This is a genomic window from Geodermatophilus marinus, from assembly GCF_003428645.1.
Taxonomy (GTDB): domain Bacteria; phylum Actinomycetota; class Actinomycetes; order Mycobacteriales; family Geodermatophilaceae; genus Geodermatophilus.
Window position 1 is genome coordinate 427,239 of sequence record NZ_QVQH01000001.1, and the last position, 20,635, is coordinate 447,873.

Below are 20,635 nucleotides of genomic sequence, written 5' to 3' on the forward strand. Positions count from 1 at the left end.
CGCCGTCCCCGCCGCCTACCTCCGCGGGCCGGTGAACATCGCCTTCAGCGCACCGAGCAGGCCCAGCGCCGGGACGGCGGCGGCGAACCAGAACCCCGTGTCGACCTGCTCGAGGTCCCACCCCACGTCGTCCAGCGGGACGAGCACCCCGGCCGCCGCCACCAGGCTGACCAGCAGGGCCAGCACCCCGAGGAAGCGGTGCGTGCGGGCCGGCAGCACCGCCAGCAGCCCGAGCACGAAGAGGACCCCGCCACCGAGGACCACGGCGAGCGGCTGCCAGAGGCCGGTGTCGAGCAGCACCCCGAAGCCCTGCTCGAGGTCGTCGAGGCCGCGGGTGACGAGGTCCCAGCCGGACAGCTCGCTGCCGGGCAGCCAGGTCAGGAGCAGGCTCACCGCCGCCGCGATGCCGGCCAGGATCAGCAGCAGGCTGGCGAGCGAGTCCGGGCGCCGGACGGTGACCGGCTTCGTCGAGTACTCCGGCGTGGTGGGCGGCGCGCCGTACCCCGGGCCGGAGCCGTACCCCGGGCCGGAGCCGTACCCCGGGCCGGTGCCGTACCCCGGGCCGGTGCCGTACCCCGGGCCGGAGCCGTGGCCCGGGCCGGAGCCGTGGCCCGGGCCGGCCGCGTGGCCCGGGCCGGTGCCGTACCCGGTCGCGCCGGGTGGCCCCCAGCCCGGCCCGGCGTCCGTGTGCTCACCCACCGGCCGGAGGCCCGGCGTCGTGGTCTCGCGCCAGTCGGCGGGAGTGGACTGCTCGCGCTCGGTCATCTGCGCTCCTGGCGGGTCGGCAGCGGGGAGGCCCTGCCGTCGAGCGTAGGACCGTCGGCGGCTCCCCGGCCCGGCGTCGGGCACACTGTGCTGCCGTGGGCGCGACGATCCTCGACGGCAAGGCCACCGCGGCCGCCATCCGGGCCGAGCTGACCGAGCGGGTCGCGGCGCTGACCGCCGCCGGCCACCGGCCCGGCCTCGGCACGCTGCTGGTCGGCGACGACCCGGGCAGCCGGTGGTACGTCAACGCCAAGCACTCCGACTGCGCGCAGGTCGGCATCGCCAGCATCCAGCGCGAGCTGCCCGCGACCGCCACGCTCGGCGACGTCCTCGAGGTCGTCGACGAGCTCAACGCCGACCCGGCCTGCACCGGCTACATCGTCCAGCTCCCGCTGCCCGCGGGCGTCGAGGAGAGCACCGTCCTCGAGCGCATGGACCCCGCCAAGGACGCCGACGGGCTGCACCCGGTGAACCTCGGCCGGCTGGTGCTCAACGTCCCCGGCCCGCTCCCGTGCACCCCGGTCGGCATCGTCGAGCTGCTCCGCCGCTACGACGTGCCGATCGCCGGGGCGGAGGTCGTCGTCGTCGGCCGCGGCATCACGGTGGGCCGCCCGCTCGGCCTGCTGCTCACGCGGCGCACCGAGAACGCCACCGTGACGCTCTGCCACACCGGGACGCGGGACCTGGCCGCGCACCTGCGCCGGGCCGACGTCGTCGTCGCCGCGGCCGGCGTGCCCGGCCTGGTCACGGCGGACGTCGTCCGGCCGGGGGCCGCCGTCCTGGACGTCGGGGTGAGCCGGGTCGACGGGAAGATCGCCGGGGACGTCGCGAGGGACGTCGTCGACGTCGCCGGCTTCGTGGCCCCCAACCCCGGCGGGGTCGGGCCGATGACCCGGGCGATGCTGCTGCAGAACGTCGTCCTCGCCGCCGAGCAGGCGGTCGCCGCCGAGGTCCTGACGTCCTCGTGACCGGGCGCGGAGTGGGCGCGCCGGCCCGGGGTGCACGGCCGTGACCCGACCACCGCTGTACCGGCGGCGCCCGGTGCTGGCCGGGGTCCTCCGCCAGCTCCCGCTGTTCGCGGTGCTCCTCGTGGTGGCCGCCGGCATGGTCATGGTGGTGCTCGAGCACTGGCGGCGCGGGCTGGTCGTCCTCGGCGCGGCGCTGGCGCTGGCGGCCCTGCTGCGGTTGCTGCTGCCGGCGCGCCGCATCGGCTTCCTCGCCGTCCGCAGCCGGCCGGTCGACGTCGTCCTCATGGGCGCTGCCGGCGTGACCCTCGCCGCCGTCGCGCTGGCCATCCCGGCCGGCTGAAGGAGGGGTGGGCACCCGCGCGGGCGCCGGGCGGCGACCGGCGATAGGTTCACGCCCATGGCAGAGCAGCCCCGGAACGGCAAGGTCACCGTCGTCGGTGCCGGTTTCTACGGCTCGACCACCGCCCTGCGCCTCGCGGAGTACGACGTCTTCGAGACGGTCGTGCTCACCGACATCGTCGAGGGCAAGCCCGAGGGCCTGGCCCTCGACATGAACCAGTCGCGGCCCATCGAGGGCTTCGAGACGCAGGTCGTCGGGGTCGGCGGGGGGTCCTACGAGGGCACCGAGGGCTCGGACGTCGTGGTCATCACCGCCGGGCTGCCCCGCAAGCCGGGCATGAGCCGCATGGACCTCATCGAGACCAACGCGAAGATCGTCCGCCAGGTCGCGGAGAATATCGCGCGGACCTCGCCGGACGCCGTCGTCATCGTGGTGTCCAACCCGCTCGACGAGATGACGGCGCTGGCCCAGCTGGCCACCGGCTTCCCGAAGAACCGGGTGATGGGCCAGGCCGGCATGCTCGACACCGCCCGGTTCACCAACAACGTCGCCGAGGAGCTCGGCGTCCCGGTGGGCTCGGTGCGCACCCTGACGCTGGGCTCGCACGGCGACACGATGGTGCCGGTGCCCTCGCGCTGCACGGTCGACGGCAAGCCGCTGACCGACGTGCTGGCGGCCGACCGCATCGAGCACCTCGTCGACCGGACCCGCAACGGCGGCGCCGAGGTGGTCGCCCTGCTGAAGACGGGCTCGGCCTACTACGCCCCGTCGGCCGCCGCGGCCCGCATGGCGCGGGCCGTGATGGAGGACGCAGGCAGCGTCATGCCGGTGTGCGCCTGGGTCGACGGCGAGTACGGCATCTCCGGCGTCTACCTGGGGGTCGAGGCCGAGATCGGGCGGGAGGGCGTCCGCCGGGTGGTCGAGGGGGACCTGTCCGAGAACGAGCTGACCGGACTGCGCGAGGCCGCCGAGGCCGTGCGCGCCAAGCAGGCCGACGTAGCCGACCTCTGAAGAAGGACCCCGCTGCCCCCACCGTGGAAGGACCCCGTCCTCCTCACCCTTCGCAAGCCCGGGGTGGGACCCGGGACGGGGCCGGGGGCGGGACCCTGCAGCGGGGCCACGAGAGCACAAGGAGAACGCGTGAGCAAGATCAAGGTCGAGGGCACCGTCGTCGAGCTCGACGGCGACGAGATGACCCGGATCATCTGGCAGTTCATCAAGGACCAGCTGATCCTCCCGTACCTCGACGTCAACCTCGAGTACTACGACCTGGGCATCGAGAAGCGCGACGAGACCGACGACCAGATCACCGTCGACGCCGCGAACGCGATCAAGCAGCACGGCGTCGGCGTCAAGTGCGCGACGATCACCCCCGACGAGGCGCGGGTCGAGGAGTTCGGGCTCAAGCGGATGTACCGCTCGCCCAACGGGACGATCCGCAACATCCTCGGCGGGGTCATCTTCCGCGAGCCGATCATCATGTCCAACGTCCCGCGGCTGGTGCCCGGCTGGACGCAGCCGATCGTCGTCGGCCGCCACGCCTTCGGCGACCAGTACCGCGCCACCGACTTCCGGTTCCCCGGCGAGGGCACGCTGACGGTGACCTTCACGCCGAAGGACGGCTCGGCGCCCATCGAGCACGAGGTGTTCCAGTCGCCCGGCGCCGGCGTCGCCCTGGCGATGTACAACCTCGACGAGTCGATCCGCGACTTCGCCCGGGCCTCGATGAACTACGGCCTGCAGCGCGGCTACCCGGTCTACCTGTCGACCAAGAACACGATCCTCAAGGCCTACGACGGCCGGTTCAAGGACCTCTTCCAGGAGGTCTTCGACGCCGAGTTCAAGGCCGAGTTCGACGAGGCCGGCATCACCTACGAGCACCGGCTGATCGACGACATGGTCGCGGCGTCCCTCAAGTGGGAGGGCGGCTACGTCTGGGCCTGCAAGAACTACGACGGCGACGTGCAGTCCGACACCGTGGCGCAGGGCTTCGGCTCGCTGGGCCTGATGACCTCGGTGCTGATGAGCCCCGACGGCCGCACCGTCGAGGCCGAGGCCGCCCACGGCACGGTCACCCGCCACTTCCGCCAGCACCAGCGGGGCGAGGCCACCTCGACCAACCCGATCGCCTCGATCTTCGCCTGGACCCGGGGCCTGGCCCACCGCGGCAAGCTGGACGGCACCCCCGAGGTGACCCGGTTCGCCGAGACGCTGGAGAAGGTCTGCGTCGACACCGTCGAGGGCGGTCAGATGACCAAGGACCTCGCGCTGCTGATCAGCAAGGAGCAGCCGTGGCTGAACACCCAGGACTTCCTGGCGGCCATCGACGGCAACCTGCAGAAGGCCATGGCCTGACCTGGTCGGCCTGAGCGCCGCCTGGAACCGCGTCCACGGGCCCCCGACCCCACCGGGTCGGGGGCCCGTCGACGTGTGCGGCCCTGCCCCCCGGTGCTGCACGTGCGGGGAGAGGGGCGGACGGTCGTCGCGACCGGCGGCCCCCGGCGTCAGGCGCCGAAGAGCTGCGTCCACCACGGGCCGCCCGGGCCCTCGGCCACCCCCACGCCCATCGTGCGCAGGTCGCAGTCGAGGATGTTGGCCCGGTGGCCCTCGCTGCCCAGCCAGGCCGTCACCACGGCCTGCGCGTCGGGCTGCCCGTAGGCGATGTTCTCCGCCCGCGCGGTGTCGATGCCGGCCGTCTCGGCGCGGTCGAACGGGTCGAGGCCGTCGGGGTCGGTGTGCGAGAAGTAGTCCCGGTCGCGCATGTCCGCGCTGTGGGCGCGCGCGACGGCGGCCAGCCCTTCGTCGGCGGCCAGCGCACCGCAACCGGCCTCGGCCCGGGCCGCGTTGACCAGGGTCAGCACCTCGTCCTCCGCGGCCGGGTCGGCGGGCAGCGCCGCCGCGACGGGCGCCTCGGCGCCGGACCCCGGGTCGCCGCCGGGGACCGGCCTGCCGGCACCGCCGGCCGGCGCCGCGGGCGGCGCCGGCTCGTCGGTCCCGGGCGTCGCCGGGGCGCCGGCGGGGTCGGCGGGGTCGGCGCTGCCGGGGGCGGACGGCGTCGCCCCGGCGGGGGGTGCGACCGGCTCGGCCCCCCCTGCCGCCGCCGGCGGCTCCGCCGGCGCCGCTGCCCCGCCGGCGGGCGCCTCGACCACCGCCCCGGCGCCCGGGATGCCGTCGACACCCATCCGGACCGGGCCGGTGCTCGCCCCGGGGTCGTGCACGCCCGGCGCGGTGGAGGTGGCGGCGGTGGCGTCCAGGCCCACGACCCGGGAGACGGCCGGCACCCCGACCGCCACCGCACCGCTCAGGACGACGCCGACGAACAGCGGCAGGACGACACGGCGGGCCCGGAGCGCGCGGCGGAGGGCCGAGGGGATGCGGGACGGGGGGCCTGCCGGCATGTGGTGCACGAGGGGTCCTCACGTGGTGCTGGACTCGGGGGCGGAACCTTGGCAAGACTAGCCGTAGGCAAGCGATCACGCACAGTCAGATATGCGCGGCTTCACATCCCCTCGGCTCCACCCGGACGGGGGCCGTGTCCGCTGTCGGGCCGGGGCCGCGGCAGGCAGCATGGTCGGCGTCCGCTGACCGCCCACACCGAGGAGCGCGCCGCCGGTGAGCGACGTCTGGCTCAACATCGTCATGGTCGTGGTCTTCGTGCTGGTCGGCGGTGCCTTCGCCGGTGCGGAGATCGCCCTGGTCAGCCTGCGCGAGTCGCAGGTCCGTGCCATGTCCGACCGCGGCCGGCGCGGGCGGACCGTGGCCCGCCTCCTGGAGGACCCCAACCGGTTCCTCGCCGCGGTGCAGGTCGGTGTCACCCTCGCCGGCTTCTTCTCCGCGGCCTTCGGCGCGAGCACGCTCTCCGAGCCGCTGGCCGACGGGCTGACCGAGCTCGGCCTCGGCAGCGGGTTCGCGGGCACCCTCGCCTTCGTGCTGGTCACCCTCGCGATCAGCTACCTCTCGCTCGTCGTCGGCGAGCTCGTGCCCAAGCGGCTCGCCCTGCAGCGGGCGGAGGGCTTCTCCCTGCTCGTCGGCTCCCCGCTCAACGCCATCGCGACCCTGTTCCGCCCGGTCATCTGGCTGCTGTCGGTGTCGACCAACGCGCTCGTCCGGCTGCTCGGCGGTGACCCGCGCGCCAGCGGGGAGGCGATCAGCCAGGAGGAGCTGCGGGACCTGGTGGCCGCCCACGAGTCCCTGAGCAGCGACGAGCGCCGGCTCATCGACGAGGTCTTCCGCGCCGGCGACCGGGAGGTCCGCGAGGTGATGACCCCGCGCACGGAGGTGGACTTCCTCGAGGCCTCGACCACCGTCAGCCGGGCGGCCAAGCAGGTGCACGACTCGAGCCACTCCCGCTACCCGGTGGTGGGGCGGGACGAGGACGACGTCGTCGGCTTCGTGCACGTGCGGGACCTGTTCCTGCCCAACCACCCGGCCGGCCGGGCGGCCACGGTGGGGGACCTGACCCGCGAGGTGAAGCGGCTGCCGGGCACCGCCGGCGTCCTCACCGCCCTGTCGGAGATGCGGCGGGAGAACCACCACCTGGCCATCGTGGTCGACGAGTACGGCGGCACCGACGGCATCGTCACGCTCGAGGACCTCATCGAGGAGGTCATCGGGGAGATCTACGACGAGTACGACGAGGACGTCGCGGCCGAGCCCGAGACGGCCCCCGGCGGCCCCCAGGAGGTCGACGGGCTGCTCAACCTGGAGGACTTCCGCGAGGCCACCGGCCTGCACCTGCCCGAGGGCCCCTACGAGACCGTCGCCGGCTACGTGCTCGCCGAGCTGGGCCGGCTGCCCGAGCCCGGCGACCACGTCGAGGTCGAGGGCCGCGCGGTGACGGTCCTGGAGCTCGACGGACGGCGGATCGCCCGCCTCTCGGTGGACCGGGTCCCCCAGCCGGCGCCGGCCGAACCGCCGGAGGCCTAGCGGAAGGACCCCGTCCTCCCCACCCCTCGCAGGCTCGGGGCGGGGCCCGGGACGGGGCCGCGGAAGGGCCGGCTCAGGCTCGCTTCCGCGCGGTCTCCCAGGCGTCGCGGACGATCCCGGTCAGGTCGGTGTGCCGCGGCGCCCAGCCCAGGTCGGCGCGGATCCGGTCGCTGGAGGCCACCAGCTGCGCCGGGTCACCGGCCCGCCGCTCGCCGACGACGACCGGGATCGGGTGCCCGGTCACCTCGCGCGCGGCGTCGACCACCTGCTGCACCGAGAAGCCGGTGCCGTTGCCCAGGTTGTAGACGCGGTGCTCGCCGGGCTGCGGGGCGTCCAGCGCCAGCAGGTGGGCCTCGGCGAGGTCGGCGACGTGGATGTAGTCGCGGATGCAGGTGCCGTCGGGGGTCGGGTAGTCCTCGCCGTAGACGGTCATCGCCTCGCGGGTGCCGGCGGCGACCTGCAGGGCGATCGGGATGAGGTGGGTCTCGGTCGTGTGCCGCTCACCCAGGCCGTGGGCCGCCCCGGCCACGTTGAAGTAGCGCAGGCTGACCGCGGCGAAGTCGTGCGCGGTCGCGTAGGAGGTGAGCATCGCGTCGACGGCGAGCTTCGTGGCGCCGTAGGTGTTGGTCGGCCGGGTCGGCGCGTCCTCGGGGATCGGCACCTGCTCGGGCTCGCCGTAGGTGGCCGCGGTCGAGGAGAACACGATGCGCCGGCAGTCGACGGCCCGCATCGCCTCGAGCAGCGCCAGCGTGCCGGCGACGTTGGTGTCCCAGTAGATCTCCGGGCGGACCTGCGACTCGCCGACCAGGCTCTTGGCCGCGAAGTGCAGCACCGCCTCCGGGCGGACGTCGGCCAGCACGGGGCCCGAGTCGTGCAGCGAGGCCTGCACGAGGGTGGCGCCGGCGGGCACCGCGTCGGCGTGGCCGGTGGACAGGTCGTCGAGCACGGTCACCTCGTGCCCGCCTTCGAGCAGGGCGGCGGTGACTACGCTGCCGATGTAGCCGGCCCCACCGGCGACGAGAACGCGCATGACGCCCACCCTAGGAGGGGGCGCGGGCACCGGCGTCCCGCGATCGGGCGAGATGCGGTCAGGAGGCAGAACACGTGGTCAGCGCACGTCCGGCGATCGAGCAACTACCGGCCTACCGGCCCGGTCGCAACCCCGCGGACCTCGCCCGCGAGATCGGCGTCCCCCGCGCGGTCAAGCTCGCCAGCAACGAGGTGGCCTTCCCCCCGCTGCCCGCCGTGGTCGAGGCGCTCGCGGCGACGGCGGCGGAGACCAACCGCTACCCGGACAACGGCGCCGTCGTCCTCACCGGTGCGCTCGCGGAGCGCTACGGCGTCGACCCGGCGCAGGTCGTGACCGGCTGCGGGGCGGTCATGCTGTGCCAGCAGCTGGCCCAGTCGTTCAACGACCCGGGCACCAGCATCGCCTTCGCCTGGCGGTCGTTCGAGATGTACCCGCTGCTGGCCCGGGTGGCCGGCGCGCGGGCGGTCCAGGTGCCGCTGGTGCCGGGCCGCCCCGGGGGACCGGCCGACACCCACGACCTCGAGGGGCTGGCCGCGGCGGTCGACGACACCACCCGCGTGGTGTTCGTCTGCAACCCGAACAACCCGACCGGGACGGCGGTGCGGCGGGCGGAGCTGGAGGGCTTCCTGGACGCCGTCCCCGGGACCGCGCTCGTCGTCCTGGACGAGGCCTACCGGGAGTTCGTCACCGACCCCGACGTCCCCGACGGCATGGAGCTCCTGCGCGGGCGGCCCAACGTGGCGGTGCTGCGCACGTTCTCCAAGGCCTGGGGGCTGGCCGGGCTGCGGGTCGGCTACCTGGTCGCCGAGGACCCCGCCGTCGCCGAGGCGGTGCGCAAGACCCACGTGCCCTTCAGCGTGTCCAGCCTGGCCCAGGCGGCCGCGGTCGCCGCCCTGGCCAGCGAGGACGAGGTGCGGCGCCGCTGCGCGGCGGTCACCGCCGAGCGCGACCGGCTGACCACGGCGCTGCGCGAGCGCGGGTTCGACGTCGCCGACAGCCAGGCCAACTTCGTCTGGCTGCCCGTGGGCGAGGCGGCCGCACCCCTCGCCGCCGCCCTCGAGGGGCGGGCGGTGATCACCCGGCCCTTCGCCGGGGAGGGGATCCGCGTCACGGTGGGCACCCCGGAGGAGGACGACGTCTTCCTCGCCGCCCTCGACGAGGTGCGCGAACCTGCCGGGCTGGGCTGAGCGGAACGCCGTGGCGACGAGGCGCGTCGGGGCGCGTGGCGCACGAGGGCCGGGGTGGCTGGTTTGATGGCCGTCGTGCCCCTTCCCCGTGTGCTCTCCGGCATCCAGCCGACGGCGGGCTCGTTCCACCTCGGCAACCACCTCGGTGCGTTGCGGCAGTGGGTGCAGCTGCAGGAGACCACCGAGGCCTTCTACTGCGTGGTCGACCTGCACGCGATCACCGTCCCGCAGGACCCCGAGGAGCTGCGCCGCAACACCCTCGTCTCGGCCGCGCAGCTGCTCGCCCTCGGCGTGGACCCCTCGCGCAGCAGCCTGTTCGTGCAGAGCCACGTCCCGGAGCACCTGCAGCTGTCCTGGGTGCTGGAGTGCCTCACCGGGTTCGGCGAGGCCAGCCGGATGACCCAGTTCAAGGACAAGAGCCAGCGCGAGGGCACGGCCGGCGCCTCGGTGGGGCTGTTCACCTACCCGGTGCTGCAGGCCGCCGACATCCTGCTGTACCAGGCCGACCAGGTGCCGGTGGGGGAGGACCAGCGCCAGCACCTGGAGCTGACCCGCGACCTCGCCACCCGCTTCAACAGCCGCTTCGGGACGACGTTCACCCTGCCCGCCCCCTCCATCCCGCAGGGCGCGGCGAAGATCCTCGACCTGCAGTCCCCGGACAAGAAGATGAGCAAGAGCCTGCCCCCGGCCGGCTGCATCTACCTGCTCGACGACCCGAAGGTGACCGCGAAGAAGATCCGGTCCGCCGTCACCGACACCGGCCGCGAGGTGGTGGCCGACCCGGTCGGCAAGCCGGGCGTGACCAACCTGCTGACCATCCACGGCGCCCTGTCGGGGACGGCGGTCGCCGAGCTCGAGGAGCGCTTCGCCGGCCGCGGCTACGGGGACCTCAAGAAGGAGGTCGCCGAGGTCGTCACCGACGCCCTCGAGCCGGTCCGCACCCGCACCCTCGAGCTGCTCGACGACCGGGCCGAGCTCGAGCGGGTGCTGGCCGGCGGGGCGGCGCGGGCCCGCGAGGTCGGCGCGGCCACGGTCGCCCGGGTCTACGACCGGGTCGGCTTCCTGCCACCGGCGGGGGCGGGTGCGTGAACGACGACACCTTCGTCCCGCGCGACCCGAGCCCGGACCCGCGGTCGGCCGTCCTGGGCGTGGTCGTGTCCATCCCCGAGCCGTGGGCGCAGCTGTTCGTCGACTGGCGCACCAAGGTCGGCGACCCGCAGGCGGCCCTGGTCCCCCCGCACGTGACGCTGCTGCCGCCCACCGAGGTGTCCGTCGCCGACCGGCCGCTGATCTCCGAGCACCTCGCCGCGGTGGCCCGCGCCCACGCGCCGTTCGCCATGCACCTGTCCGGGACCGGCACGTTCTCGCCGGTCTCGGAGGTGGTCTTCGTGGCCGTGGCCCGGGGCATCGGGAACTGCGAGCTGATCGCCAACGACGTCCGCTGCGGACCGCTGGCCCGGTCGCTGACCTACCCGTACCACCCGCACGTCACGGTGGCCCACGACGTCCCGCCGGACATGCTCGACCTGGCCTACTACGGCCTGGCCGACCTCGACGCCGAGTTCCGGGTCGACCACTTCACCGAGTTCGAGCAGACCCCCAGCGGCGCGTGGGCCGTGGCCCGGGAGTACCCGCTGACCGGCCCGCCGGTCGGGCGCGCGACCTGACCGGGCCGTCGGGCGCCCGACCCTCCGCGGGCCCGGACTGGGGCCGGTGAGCTCCGCCCGGACCACGCCCGAGCGCACCGACGAGCCGCCGGTGGGCAGCCGCTGGTCCCGGCTCGGTGCCCGGGTCGGCGGTGGGTGGGAGTCCTTCCTCCGCGGGCGCCGGCGGGCCTGGCCGTGGCTGGACCACCTGGCCCGCGCCGGGGGCCGCTACCGGGGCACGCAGGGCGACCTGATGGCCGCCGGGGTCACCTACTTCGTCTTCCTGGGCCTGGTCCCGGTGCTGCTGCTGGCCGCCTCGGTCATCGGCCTGGTCCTGTCCGGCAACACGCTCCTGCAGGAGCAGCTCTACGACGCCATCCGCGAGGCCTTTCCCGGCGCGACCGGTGAGGAGATCGTCGCCGAGCTGCAGGGGGCCGTGGGTGCGGCGGGCGTGTTCGGCCTGGTCGGGCTGGCCGGTTTCGTCTACGCGGGCCTGCGGGCGATGGACAAGCTCCGGATCGGCATGGAGCGCATCTGGAAGGGGCGCGCGGACGACCCCGAGTTCCTCAAGGACAACCTGCACGACCTGACGGCGCTCCTGGCGCTCGGCGCGCTCGGCGTGCTCAGCCTCGGGTTCACCGGGCTGGTCACCCAGGCCACCGGGTGGGTGCTGGACTGGGCGGGGCTGGCCGAGGCGCCCGGCCTGCCGCTGGCCACCGCGCTGCTCGGCATCGCCCTCGCCCTGGCCAGCGACGTGGCGGTCTTCCTGTGGCTGCTCAAGGTGGTGCCGGCGACCGGGCACCCGCTGCGCCGGCTGCTGCCCGGGGCGCTGTTCGGCGCCGCCGGGTTCGAGCTGATGAAGCTGGCGGGCAGCCTCTACGTCTCGCTGATCTCCGGCAGCGTGACCGCCTCGGCGTTCGGGGGCGCGGTCGGCGTCCTGGTGTGGATCAACCTGGTGTTCCGCTTCGCGTTCTTCACCGCGGCCTGGACCGCGACCCTCCCGGCGGTGGTCCGGGCGACCCCCGGGGGGCCGGCCGAGCCGGCTCGGCCGCTGCCCGACCGGAGCGGGGCACCCACCGCCGCGCGCGGCGACGACCCGTGACCGCCAGCGCGGCGACCGCGACCGCGGTCAGCGCCAGGACGGCGGGCAGCAGCGCGGACGGCGGCGGTCCGGCCGGCGCCGCGGAGGCGCCGGCGGCGGCCACGGCGGGCGGCGGTCCCGTCGTCCGGGGCGCGGTGCGGGACGGCGGCGGGACGTCGGCCGCCGAGTCCACCAGCACCCCGACCCCCGGCGTCCCGGCGGGCACGGCGAACCCCCAGTCGAGCAGCAGCGCCGCCTGGTCGGCCGCCCGCAGGGGCACGTTCTCGGTGCCCATGACGCTCACGAGCAGCCGGCGGCCGTCGCGTTCCGCGGCGGTCACGAAGGTGTGGCGCGCCGCGTCGGTGAACCCGGTCTTCCCCCCGAGGTTGCCCGGGTAGCGGGACAGCAGCGGGTTCTCGTTCTGGATCTGGTACCCCTCGGAGCGGCCCTCGACCGGAGGCATCTGCGCGGTCGGCGTGACGAGCAGCGCCGCCGCGCGCGGGTCGGCCAGCAGCCGCCGGAAGACGAGCACCAGGTCGTACGGGGAGGAGCTCTGCCCGGCGACGTCGAGGCCGGACGGCGAGCCGGCGACGGTGTCGTACGCGCCGAGGGCCCGGGCGGTCTCGTTCATCGCGCGCAGCGTCACGTCGACCCCGCCGGCGGCACGGGCCAGCGCGAGGGCGGCGTCGTTGCCCGACTGCATCACCAGCGCCTCGAACAGCAGCCGGACCGGGTACCGGCCGCCGGCCACCAGGCCCACGCGGCTGCCCTCGACCGCCTCGTCCTCGACCGTGCCCTCGACCACGTGCTCCGGGTCGAGCAGCGGCAGGAGGGTGAGCAGGGTGAGCGTCTTGAGCGTGCTGGCGGGGGCGTAGCGGCCGTGCGGGTCCCGGGCGGCCAGGACGGTCCCGTCGGCGTCGGCCACCAGCCAGCCGGGCGCGACGACGCCCTCGGGCAGCGGCGGGGTCCCCTCGGCCACCACGGTGCCGCGGGTGTCGAGCTCCTCGCCGCCGACGGTGACCCCGCCGGGACCGCTGCCCTGGGGCGGGCCGCCGGGCGGCGGGGCGGTGGGGGTCGGCGCCAGCGGGTCCGCGGTGGGCCGGGCGGGTGCGGCCTGCGCGCCCCCGGCCGGTGCGCCCAGCAGGGCGGGCAGCGCGACGAGGACGGCCGCCAGGACGGCGACCAGCGCCGTCCCCACCCGCTCCCGTCGCCGCACGGGGGCGACGCTAGCCGTCGACGTGCCCGCCCGCCGCGCCGTCCACCCCGGCGCGGGGTCCGGCCCGGTGACCGCCCGGTGACCCGGGCCACGCCGCCGTCGCGCCTTCGCAACGATCCCATCTCGGTGTCGCCCCGATGTGGCGGGAACGGGCGAGGTCGCGGTTAGCGTGCCGAGGTCGTGCGCACCGCGCCCCCGGTGCGGCAGCGCACGGTCCACGCCCCCACGGGACGCGCCCGGCACCTGCCGCGGGCCGTCCCCCCAGAGAGGAGACCGTCTTGCGCCGAGCGCGGAGGATGAAGGCTGCCGCCCTGCTGCTGGCCGGCAGCATGGCCCTCGCGGCCTGTGCCAGCGACGAGACCGACGGCGGCGGAGGCGAGGGCGGCGGCAGCGCCGCCGAGGAGCTCCAGGTCGGGCTGGCCTACGACACCGGCGGCCGCGGCGACCGGTCGTTCAACGACTCGGCCTACACGGGGGCCTCCACGGCCGTCGACGACCTCGGCGGCGAGCTGCAGGAGCTCAGCCCCAACGACGACGCCTCCAACCGCGCGGACCTGCTCACCCAGCTGGCCGAGCAGGGGTACGACCCGGTCATCGCGGTCGGCTTCAACTACGACGAGGTCATCGCCGAGGTCGCCCCGCAGTTCCCCGACACCACCTTCGCCCAGGTCGACGGCTCCAACGCCGACGGCGCCAAGGGCGACAACGTGACCGGGCTGATCTTCGCGGAGGAGGAGGGCTCCTTCCTCGCCGGCGTCGCCGCGGCGCTGAAGACCGAGACCGGCCACATCGGCTTCGTCGGCGGCGTGGAGAGCCCGCTGATCGAGAAGTTCGAGGCCGGCTACGTCGCCGGTGCCCAGGCCGTGAACCCGGACATCATCATCGACCGGCAGTACATCTCCCCGGCCGGTGACTTCACGGGCTTCAACGACCCGGCGCGCGGTCAGATCGTCGCCCAGGGCATGTACGACGCGGGCGCGGACATCGTCTACCACGCCGCCGGCGGGTCGGGGATCGGTGTCTTCACGGCGGCGGCGGCCTCCGGGGGCCGGGCCATCGGGGTCGACTCGGACCAGTACCTGACCGTCTCCGACCCGGCGCTGCAGGCCGTGATCATGACGTCGATGCTCAAGCGGGTCGACAACGCCGTCGAGCAGTTCATCACGAGCTACTCCGAGGGCGACGTCGAGGGGGCCACCGACGTCCTCAACGACCTGTCCACCGGGGGCATCGACCTGGCCACCAGCGGTGGCTTCATCGACGACATCTCCGGCGAGATCGACAGCTACAAGCAGCAGATCGTCGACGGCACGATCGAGGTCCCGACCACGATCGAGTGACGCTCCGAGCGGCTGGCTGACGCCCGACGACGCGGGCCCGGGCATAGCCTGGGCCCGCGTCGTCGTCCGTGCCCCCGTCGCCGCCCGCGACCCGTGACCCGCGGCATCATGCCCACGGCTCACCACGTCCGCCCCCAGGGGCGGACGGCCGATCCCGCCCCCGGGGGGCGAGGGCGCAGACCGCCCACCGGCGGAGTACACGGAGGGAGAGGGCGTCATGACCACAGGGAGCTCGTCCCCGGAGAGCGACGCGGCCGGGTCGGCCGGTGCGCCCCTCGCGGTGGAGCTGCGCGGGATCACGAAGCGCTTCCCCGGCGTGGTGGCCAACAAGGACATCGAGCTGCGGGTCCGCCGCGGAGAGGTGCACGCGGTCGTCGGCGAGAACGGTGCCGGCAAGTCCACGTTGATGAAGACGCTCTACGGCGAGCACCGCCCGGACGAGGGGCAGATCCTGCTCGACGGGCGCGAGGTGCGCTTCCGCAACCCGTCCGACGCCATCGCCGCCGGGATCGGCATGGTCCACCAGCACTTCATGCTCGCCGACAACTTCACGGTCCTGGAGAACGTCGTCCTGGGCAGCGAGCCGACCCGCGGCGGCCGGCTGGACCTGGCCGAGGCACGGCGCCGGATCACCGAGATCTCCGACCGCTACGCCCTCGGGCTGCGCCCTGACGACCTCGTCGAGGACCTCGGCGTGGGCGATCGGCAGCGGGTCGAGATCGCCAAGGTCCTCTACCGCGATGCGCGCACGCTGATCCTCGACGAGCCCACCGCCGTCCTCGTGCCCCAGGAGGTCGACGAGCTGTTCGGCAACCTCGCCGAGCTCAAGCGCGAGGGGCTGACCGTCATCTTCATCTCCCACAAGCTCGACGAGGTGCGCCGCGTCGCCGACTCGATCACCGTCATCCGCCGCGGCACGACCGTCGGCACGGCCGACCCGCGGGCGACGACCACCAAGCAGCTGGCCGAGATGATGGTCGGCTCGGAGCTCCCGCTGCCGGAGAAGCGGGAGTCGACCGTCCGGGAGACCCCCGTCCTCGAGCTCACCGACGTCCGGGTGGACGACGGCGGTGGCCGGCCGGCCGTGGACGGCGTCACGATGACCGTCCGTGAAGGTGAGGTCGTCGGCATCGCCGGGGTGGAGGGCAACGGCCAGGCCGAGCTGGTCGACGCCATCATGGGCCTGCGCCCGCTGGCCGGCGGGGAGATCGCCCTCGCCGGGGAGGACGTCACCTCCTGGAGCACCCGGGCCCGGCGGGAGGCGGGGGTGGGGTTCATCCCCGAGGACCGGCACCGCCAGGGGATGCTGCTCGACGCGCCGCTGTGGGAGAACCGCATCCTGGGTCACCAGACCCGCCCGCCGGCGTCGCGAGGGGTCTTCATCGACCGGTCCGGGTCCCGCGCCGACACCGCCCGGATCATGCAGGAGTACGACGTCCGGGCGCCCGGCCCCGACACCCTCGCCGTGGCCCTCTCCGGTGGCAACCAGCAGAAGCTGATCGTCGGGCGGGAGATGAGCGCCACACCCCGCCTGCTCGTCGCCGCCCACCCCACCCGCGGCGTCGACGTGGGGGCCCAGGCGGCCATCTGGGAGCTGCTGAAGGACGCCCGCGCCGCCGGCATGGCCATCGTCCTGATCTCGGCCGACCTCGACGAGCTCATCGGGCTCTCCGACAGCCTCTACGTCATGCTGCGCGGTCGGCTCGTCGCCTCGCTCGATCCCGCCTCGTGCACCCCCGAGCAGCTCGGTGGGTACATGACCGGGGCGCGGACCGAGGCGGGTGCGGCGTGAGCCGGACCTCCGCCGTCCTGCGCCGGATCGGGTTCGCCCTGTTCGGCCCGCTGCTGGCCGTCGTCGTGGCCCTGGCCATCTCGGCGGTGGTCATCGCCCTGATCGGTGAGGACCCGCTCACCGCCTTCCAGGTGATGGTCGACCTGGGTGACACCCCCTCGCAGCAGGTGCAGTCGATCGTCGTCATCCTCAACCGGGCGGTGCCGCTGTTCCTGGCCGGCCTGGCGGTCGCGGTCGCCTTCCGCATGGGCCTGTTCAACATCGGCGTCGAGGGCCAGTACCGGCTGGCCACCATCCTGGCCGCGGCCGTGGGCGCCGCGATCGTCCTGCCCGGCCCGCTGCACGTGCTCGTCGTCGTGCTGGTGGCGATGGTCGTAGGGGCGCTGTGGGCCGGCATCGTCGGCGTGCTGAAGGTGACCCGGGGGGTGAGCGAGGTCATCAGCTCGATCATGCTCAACTTCATCGCGCTGGGGCTGTCGTCCTACCTGCTCACCGGTCCCCTGCGCGGCAGCCCGCCGGGGGCGTCGATCATCACGACGGCGGAGATCCCCGAGTCCGGCCGCTTCCCGAGCCTCAACGGGCTGCTCACCGGGCTGGGCCTGGCCGCGCCGCGCAGCGGCCTCTACGGGTTCCTGCTGGTCGCGGCCGTGGCCGGCGTCCTCGTCGCGGTGCTGCTCAAGCGCACCCGCTTCGGCTTCGACCTGCGCGCCACCGGGCTGTCGCCGTCCGCGGCCGCCGCCAGCGGTGTCGACGCCCGGGCGATGGTCGTGAAGACCATGCTCATCTCCGGCGCCATCGCCGGCCTCATCGGCCTGCCCGACCTGCTGGGCAGCCAGTTTGACTACGGCACGGAGTTCACCGCCGGCCTGGGCTTCCTGGGCATCGCCGTCGCGCTGCTGGGCCGGAGCACGCCGCTGGGCATCGCGCTGGCCGCGCTGCTGTTCGCGTTCCTCGACCGGGCGGCGCTGCCGCTGCAGTTCGCCGACATCCCCTCCTCTGTGGTGACGATCATCCAGGGGACGATCGTCCTCGCGGTCGTCGTCGCCAACGAGATCGCCCGCCGGCTCGCGCTGCGCTCGGCGGAGCGTGCCGGTGCCGCCGCGGACGCCGGCCCGGCCGGCGGCGGCACCGGCGGCGGCGCACCGCCCGCCACCGGCCCGGACGGCGGACGCCGGGTGCGCACCGGTGTCCCCGACACCCCCGAGGACGTGCAGGCATGAGCAGCACGGCGTCACCCCGGACCGACCGGCCCAGCCGCGGGCCGCTCACCGACCTGCTCACCGGCGGTGGCCGTGCCCGGCGGGTCATGTGGCTGCTGATCGGTCTCTGGCTGGTCTTCGCCCTGGTACGGGTGGTCTCCGGCGAGCGGGAGCTCACGTCGTCGTCGACCCTGTCGGCGGCGCTGCTGCTGGCCGTCCCGATCGGCCTCGCGGCCCTCGGCGGCCTGTGGTCCGAGCGCGCCGGCGTGGTCAACATCGGCCTCGAGGGCATGCTCATCCTCGGCACGTGGGGTGCGGGGTGGGCCGGCTACCAGTGGGGCTGGGCCGGTGCCGTGGTCGGCGGGGTCCTCTTCGGAGCGCTCGGCGGACTCCTGCACGCGGTCGCCACGGTGACCTTCGGGGTGGACCACGTGGTGTCCGGGGTCGCGATCAACATCCTCGCCGCGGGCGTGGTGCGCTTCCTCTCCGAGCTGCTGTTCACCGAGGACACCGGCGGTGGGCCCACCCAGTCGCCCTCGCTGTCCAGCGATCCGCCGTCCTTCTCGCTGCCGGTGCTCTCCTCCGGCCCGGACCTGCTCGGTGACCTCGAACGGCAGGACTGGTTCCTGCTCAGCGATCTCGCCGGCCTGCTGCGCGGGCTGACCAGCGGCGTGGGGCTGCTCACCATCCTCGCCCTGCTGCTGGTGCCGGTGTCCTACCTGGTGCTGTGGCGGACGGCCTTCGGCCTGCGGCTGCGGTCCTGCGGCGAGAACCCGGCGGCGGCGGACTCGCTGGGGGTGCCGGTCTACCGGCTCAAGTACACCGCCGTGGTCATCTCCGGTGCGCTGGCCGGGCTCGGCGGGGTGTTCCTCGTCTTCGTCGCCGGGATCTACCGCGAGGGCCAGACCGGCGGGCGCGGCTTCATCGGCCTCGCGGCGCTCATCTTCGGCAACTGGCGCCCCGGCGGGCTGGCCGCGGGCGCCGGCCTGTTCGGCTTCGCCGACGCCCTGCAGCTGCGCAGCCGGACGGCGGTCGTCGCACTGCTGCTCCTGGTCGCCGTGCTCCTCGCCGGCTTCGCGGTCTGGCTCGGGCTGCGTCGGCAGCTGCTGCAGGCCGTCGTGGCCGGAGGAGTCGCGGCCCTTACGCTGGTCGGGTTCCTCACCATCGACGTCCTGCCCGAGGGGATCGTCTTCTTCACGCCGCACCTCACCACGCTGCTGGTGCTGTCGCTGGCCTCCCAACGCCTGCGGATGCCCAAGGCGGACGGGCTCGTGTACCGACGAGGGGAGCACTAGTGGCGGAGGTCGACTGGGAGGTGCTGCGCGGGGCGGCCCGGGAGGCGATGCGGCACGCCTACGCGCCGTACTCGAGGTTCCCGGTCGGCGTGGCCGGGCTGGTGGACGACGGCCGGCTCGTCACCGGCTGCAACGTCGAGAACGCCTCCTACGGGCTGGGGCTGTGCGCCGAGTGCGGCATGGTCAGCGACCTGGCCCGCACCGGCGGCGGGCGGCTGGTCGCGGTGGTCTGCGTCGGCGGCGACGGGCAGCCGCTCATGCCCTGCGGCCGCTGCCGGCAGCTGCTGTGGGAGCACGGGGGGCCCGACATGCTCATCGAGACCGTCTCGCTCGGCATCGTGCCGATGCGCGCGGTGCTGCCCGACGCCTTCGGCCCGGCCGACCTCGACGCGGCGGCCGCGCGCGGCACCGGGCAGGTCCCGGCGTGAGCGTCGACGCCATCGACGTCATCCGCGCCAAGCGGGACGGCGTCGAGCTGACCCCCGAGCAGATCCGCTGGGTCATCCGGTCCTACACCGACGGGACGATCCCCGACGAGCAGGTCAGCGCCCTGCTCATGGCCGTGTTCTTCCGGGGGATGACGCCGGCCGAGCTCACCGCCTGGACCCGGGCGATGATCGACTCGGGGGTGCGCAAGGACCTCTCGCCGCTCGGGCGGCCGACGGCCGACAAGCACTCGACCGGCGGGGTCGGCGACAAGATCACGCTCCCGCTGGCGCCGCTCGTCGCCGCCTGCGGGGTGGCCGTCCCGCAGCTGTCGGGCCGCGGGCTGGGCCACACCGGCGGCACGCTGGACAAGCTGGAGGCGATCCCCGGCTGGCGGGCCGACGTGGGCGAGGCCGACTACCTCCGGCAGCTGCGCGAGGTGGGCGCGGTCGTGTGCGCGGCCGGCAACGACCTGGCCCCCGCGGACAAGAAGCTCTACGCCCTGCGGGACGTCACCGGCACGGTCGAGTCGATCCCGCTGATCGCCAGCTCGATCATGAGCAAGAAGATCGCCGAGGGAGCCGACGCGCTGGTGCTCGACGTCAAGACGGGCTCGGGGGCCTTCATGAAGGACGTCGACTCCTCGCGGGAGCTGGCCCGCACCATGGTCGGCCTGGGGGAGGCGGCCGGCGTCCGCACGGTCGCGCTGGTGACCGCGATGGACCGGCCCCTGGGCCGCGCTGCGGGCAACGCCGTCGAGGTCGCCGAGTCGGTGGAGGTGCTCGCCGGCGGCGGGCCGGCCGACGTCGTCGAGCTCACCCTGGCCCTGGCCCGGGAGATGCTCGCCACCGCCGGGCGGGACGACGTCGACCCGGCCGAGGCGCTGCGCGACGGCCGCGCGATGGACGTCTGGCGGCGGATGATCGCCGCCCAGGGCGGGGACCCGGACGCGCCGCTGCCGACGCCGGCCGAGCGGCACGTGGTGACCGCCCCGGCGACCGGCACCCTCACCCGGCTGGACGCCTACGCGCTCGGGGTGGCGGCCTGGCGGCTCGGGGCCGGCCGGTCCCGCAAGGAGGACCCGGTGTCGGGGGCCGCGGGCGTGGTCTGGACCGCCGGGGTGGGGGAGCAGGTCACCGCGGGCCAACCGCTGCTGGAGCTGCACACCGACGACGCCGACCGCATCCCGCGGGCCCTGGAGGCGCTGGAGGGGGCGGTCGGCGTCGACACCGGGGACGAGCCGCTGCCGCTGGTGCTCGACCGGATCACCGCGTGACGAGCGGGACCCCGCTCCCCCCGTGATCATGGCGCCGGGACCGCGTACCGGGGGACCGGGGCGGTCCCGGCGCCGTGATCGTCGGGGACCGGGCGACCGGCTCCCCAGGTCGACGGAGCACACTGGGCTCTCGTGCAGAAGGACTCCC

Annotated in this window: 18 protein-coding genes and 1 pseudogene; 15 read left to right on the forward strand and 4 right to left on the reverse strand. The window is 74.7% G+C overall.

The window, feature by feature from the left end; translation table 11 throughout:
* Positions 1–15: 15 nt before the first annotated feature.
* Positions 16–765 carry a hypothetical protein gene (locus D0Z06_RS02150; RefSeq protein ID WP_199522061.1) on the reverse strand — a complete coding sequence of 250 codons (750 nt, stop codon included), beginning with the start codon at positions 763–765 and terminating at the stop codon, positions 16–18.
* A gap of 95 nt (positions 766–860) precedes the next feature.
* On the opposite strand from D0Z06_RS02150, the gene D0Z06_RS02155 reads away from it, so the two are divergent.
* From D0Z06_RS02155 to D0Z06_RS02170, 4 genes are all read left to right on the forward strand, one after another.
* A complete protein-coding gene (locus D0Z06_RS02155) occupies positions 861–1,733 on the forward strand; it encodes a bifunctional methylenetetrahydrofolate dehydrogenase/methenyltetrahydrofolate cyclohydrolase (protein WP_117375707.1) in 873 nt (290 codons plus the stop codon).
* Positions 1,734–1,773: 40 nt separating this feature from the next.
* Positions 1,774–2,073 (forward strand): DUF3017 domain-containing protein, encoded by a 300-nt coding sequence (locus D0Z06_RS02160; protein WP_117375708.1) that lies wholly within the window; start codon positions 1,774–1,776, stop codon positions 2,071–2,073.
* Between the two features lie 57 nt (positions 2,074–2,130).
* Positions 2,131–3,084 (forward strand): malate dehydrogenase, encoded by a 954-nt coding sequence (gene mdh / locus D0Z06_RS02165; protein ID WP_117375709.1) that lies wholly within the window; start codon positions 2,131–2,133, stop codon positions 3,082–3,084.
* 129 nt (positions 3,085–3,213) lie between these two features.
* Positions 3,214–4,428, forward strand: coding sequence for an NADP-dependent isocitrate dehydrogenase (locus D0Z06_RS02170; protein ID WP_117375710.1), 1,215 nt, complete (start codon positions 3,214–3,216; stop codon positions 4,426–4,428).
* Positions 4,429–4,577: 149 nt separating this feature from the next.
* Here the strand turns inward: D0Z06_RS02170 and D0Z06_RS26850 are convergent, their stop codons facing one another.
* On the reverse strand, positions 4,578–5,471 hold the full coding sequence (locus D0Z06_RS26850) for a CAP domain-containing protein (RefSeq protein ID WP_304999741.1): 894 nt from the start codon (positions 5,469–5,471) through the stop codon (positions 4,578–4,580).
* A 214-nt stretch (positions 5,472–5,685) separates the two neighbouring features.
* Here D0Z06_RS26850 and D0Z06_RS02180 point away from each other — a divergent pair, with 214 nt between their 5' ends.
* Entirely contained in the window at positions 5,686–6,999 is a 1,314-nt protein-coding gene (locus tag D0Z06_RS02180; protein ID WP_117375711.1) for a hemolysin family protein, read from the forward strand.
* A 73-nt stretch (positions 7,000–7,072) separates the two neighbouring features.
* Here D0Z06_RS02180 and galE read toward each other — a convergent pair whose 3' ends face one another.
* Positions 7,073–8,029: a UDP-glucose 4-epimerase GalE gene (gene galE / locus D0Z06_RS02185; protein WP_117375787.1), complete on the reverse strand. Its 957-nt coding sequence runs from the start codon at positions 8,027–8,029 to the stop codon at positions 7,073–7,075.
* Between the two features lie 74 nt (positions 8,030–8,103).
* Between galE and hisC the strand changes: the two genes are divergently transcribed.
* The 4 genes from hisC to D0Z06_RS26075 all read left to right on the forward strand — a co-directional run bounded on the left by hisC (position 8,104) and on the right by D0Z06_RS26075 (position 11,964).
* The gene (hisC, locus tag D0Z06_RS02190; RefSeq protein WP_117375712.1) at positions 8,104–9,216 is read left to right on the forward strand and encodes a histidinol-phosphate transaminase; all 1,113 of its coding nucleotides are present in this window, start codon (positions 8,104–8,106) and stop codon (positions 9,214–9,216) included.
* Positions 9,217–9,282: 66 nt separating this feature from the next.
* On the forward strand, positions 9,283–10,305 hold the full coding sequence (gene trpS / locus D0Z06_RS02195) for a tryptophan--tRNA ligase (protein ID WP_117375713.1): 1,023 nt from the start codon (positions 9,283–9,285) through the stop codon (positions 10,303–10,305).
* Positions 10,302–10,883 carry a 2'-5' RNA ligase family protein gene (locus D0Z06_RS02200; RefSeq protein ID WP_117375714.1) on the forward strand — a complete coding sequence of 194 codons (582 nt, stop codon included), beginning with the start codon at positions 10,302–10,304 and terminating at the stop codon, positions 10,881–10,883. The genes trpS and D0Z06_RS02200 overlap by 4 nt, the downstream gene beginning before the upstream one ends.
* 46 nt (positions 10,884–10,929) lie before the next feature.
* Positions 10,930–11,964 carry a YihY/virulence factor BrkB family protein gene (locus D0Z06_RS26075; protein ID WP_370453276.1) on the forward strand — a complete coding sequence of 345 codons (1,035 nt, stop codon included), beginning with the start codon at positions 10,930–10,932 and terminating at the stop codon, positions 11,962–11,964.
* 322 nt (positions 11,965–12,286) lie between these two features.
* On the opposite strand, the pseudogene D0Z06_RS02210 reads toward D0Z06_RS26075, so the two are convergent.
* Positions 12,287–13,402: pseudogene (locus D0Z06_RS02210) on the reverse strand (D-alanyl-D-alanine carboxypeptidase family protein); the annotation flags it as partial.
* A gap of 53 nt (positions 13,403–13,455) precedes the next feature.
* On the opposite strand from D0Z06_RS02210, the gene D0Z06_RS02215 reads away from it, so the two are divergent.
* The 6 genes from D0Z06_RS02215 (at position 13,456) to D0Z06_RS02240 (ending at position 20,487) form a co-directional block, all read left to right on the forward strand.
* Positions 13,456–14,499, forward strand: coding sequence for a BMP family lipoprotein (locus D0Z06_RS02215; RefSeq protein ID WP_199522062.1), 1,044 nt, complete (start codon positions 13,456–13,458; stop codon positions 14,497–14,499).
* A gap of 217 nt (positions 14,500–14,716) precedes the next feature.
* Positions 14,717–16,291, forward strand: a complete 1,575-nt coding sequence (locus D0Z06_RS02220) for an ABC transporter ATP-binding protein (protein WP_117375717.1) — start codon at positions 14,717–14,719, stop codon at positions 16,289–16,291.
* Positions 16,288–17,511: an ABC transporter permease gene (locus D0Z06_RS02225; RefSeq protein ID WP_199522063.1), complete on the forward strand. Its 1,224-nt coding sequence runs from the start codon at positions 16,288–16,290 to the stop codon at positions 17,509–17,511. The genes D0Z06_RS02220 and D0Z06_RS02225 overlap by 4 nt, the downstream gene beginning before the upstream one ends.
* Complete coding sequence (locus D0Z06_RS02230; protein WP_117375718.1) at positions 17,508–18,785, forward strand: ABC transporter permease; 1,278 nt, start codon at positions 17,508–17,510, stop codon at positions 18,783–18,785. The genes D0Z06_RS02225 and D0Z06_RS02230 overlap by 4 nt, the downstream gene beginning before the upstream one ends.
* Positions 18,785–19,213: a cytidine deaminase gene (locus tag D0Z06_RS02235; RefSeq protein WP_117375719.1), complete on the forward strand. Its 429-nt coding sequence runs from the start codon at positions 18,785–18,787 to the stop codon at positions 19,211–19,213. The genes D0Z06_RS02230 and D0Z06_RS02235 overlap by 1 nt, the downstream gene beginning before the upstream one ends.
* Complete coding sequence (locus D0Z06_RS02240) at positions 19,210–20,487, forward strand: thymidine phosphorylase (protein WP_117375720.1); 1,278 nt, start codon at positions 19,210–19,212, stop codon at positions 20,485–20,487. The genes D0Z06_RS02235 and D0Z06_RS02240 overlap by 4 nt, the downstream gene beginning before the upstream one ends.
* Positions 20,488–20,635: the final 148 nt, after the last annotated feature.

Excerpts from the sequence above, each read along its gene's own strand:
- D0Z06_RS02220 (WP_117375717.1), top strand. The coding sequence starts at position 14,717 with ATGACCACAGGGAGCTCGTCCCCGGAGAGCGACGCGGCCGGGTCGGCC.
- galE (WP_117375787.1), bottom strand. The coding sequence starts at position 8,029 with ATGCGCGTTCTCGTCGCCGGTGGGGCCGGCTACATCGGCAGCGTAGTC.
- D0Z06_RS26850 (WP_304999741.1), bottom strand. The coding sequence starts at position 5,471 with ATGCCGGCAGGCCCCCCGTCCCGCATCCCCTCGGCCCTCCGCCGCGCG.
- D0Z06_RS02230 (WP_117375718.1), top strand. The coding sequence starts at position 17,508 with ATGAGCAGCACGGCGTCACCCCGGACCGACCGGCCCAGCCGCGGGCCG.
- trpS (WP_117375713.1), top strand. The coding sequence starts at position 9,283 with ATGGCCGTCGTGCCCCTTCCCCGTGTGCTCTCCGGCATCCAGCCGACG.
- D0Z06_RS02215 (WP_199522062.1), top strand. The coding sequence starts at position 13,456 with ATGAAGGCTGCCGCCCTGCTGCTGGCCGGCAGCATGGCCCTCGCGGCC.
- D0Z06_RS02150 (WP_199522061.1), bottom strand. The coding sequence starts at position 765 with ATGACCGAGCGCGAGCAGTCCACTCCCGCCGACTGGCGCGAGACCACG.
- mdh (WP_117375709.1), top strand. The coding sequence starts at position 2,131 with ATGGCAGAGCAGCCCCGGAACGGCAAGGTCACCGTCGTCGGTGCCGGT.